The sequence below is a fragment of the Streptomyces sp. NRRL B-1140 genome (assembly GCF_001280065.1).
Lineage (GTDB): Bacteria > Actinomycetota > Actinomycetes > Streptomycetales > Streptomycetaceae > Streptomyces.
Map to the genome: position 1 here is coordinate 1 of NZ_LGEA01000156.1, position 1,143 is coordinate 1,143.

A 1,143-nucleotide genomic window follows, 5' to 3' on the forward strand; every position below is an offset into this window, starting at 1 on the left:
CTCGCGCCGGACGGTGTTGAGCCGGGTGAGCAGCGGGGCGATGGTGCGGCCCTCGCGTTCGGCGGCTTCCCAGTCGCGGTGGCGCAGCTGGTACTTCTCCGAGTCGAGGTACTCCTCGCTGCCCTCGCGCAGTGGGGTGTTCTCGCACAGTTCGTAGCCGGAGTAGATGCCCCAGGACGGTGAGAGGGTCGCGGCGAGCACGGCCCGGACTTCGAAGGCGGGACGGCCGCCGTGCTGGAGGTAGGCGTGCAGGATGTCGGGGGTGTTGGGGAAGAAGTTGGGCCGCATGTAGGAGGCGGCCTCACCCGACAGTTCGGTGAGGTACTCGGTCAGCTCCTGCTTGGAGTTGCGCCAGGTGAAGTAGGTGTAGGACTGCTGGAAGCCGATCTGGGCCAGGGTGTGCATCATCGCCGGCCGGGTGAACGCCTCGGCCAGGAAGATCACATCGGGGTCGGTGCGGTTGATCTCGCCGATCACCCGCTCCCAGAAGACCACCGGCTTGGTGTGGGGGTTGTCCACCCGGAAGATCCGCACCCCGGCGTCCATCCAGTGCCGCAGCACCCGGCAGGTCTCGGCGACCAGGCCGTCCATGTCGGCGTCGAAGGCGATGGGGTAGATGTCCTGGTACTTCTTGGGCGGGTTCTCCGCATAGGCGATGGTGCCGTCGGGGCGGTGGTGGAACCACTCCGGGTGTTTGTGCACCCAGGGGTGGTCCGGGGAGCACTGCAGGGCGAAGTCCAGCGCCACCTCCATGCCCAGCTCCCGGGCCTGCCCGACGAACCAGGTGAAGTCCTCCAGGGTGCCCAGGTCGGGGTGGACGGCGTCGTGGCCGCCCTCGGGCGAGCCGATCGCCCAGGGCACGCCGACGTCGTCGGGGCCGGGGGAGAGGGTGTTGTTCTTCCCCTTGCGGAAGGTGGTGCCGATGGGGTGGATCGGCGGCAGGTAGACCACGTCGAAGCCCATCGCGGCGATCGCCGGCAGTCTGCGCGCGGCGGTGCGGAAGGTGCCGTGGGGCTGCTCGGGGGTGCCCTCGGAGCGGGGGAAGAACTCGTACCAGGAGCCGTACAGGGCCCGCTCGCGCTCCACGAGCAGCGGCAGCGGCTCGCTGCTGGTGACCAGGTCCCGCAGCGGGTGCCGGGCCAG

Annotated in this window: 1 pseudogene; it reads right to left on the minus strand. The window is 69.6% G+C overall.

The window, feature by feature from the left end:
* Nucleotides 1–1,143 (minus strand): annotated as a pseudogene (locus ADK65_RS34475) (alpha-1,4-glucan--maltose-1-phosphate maltosyltransferase); the annotation flags it as partial.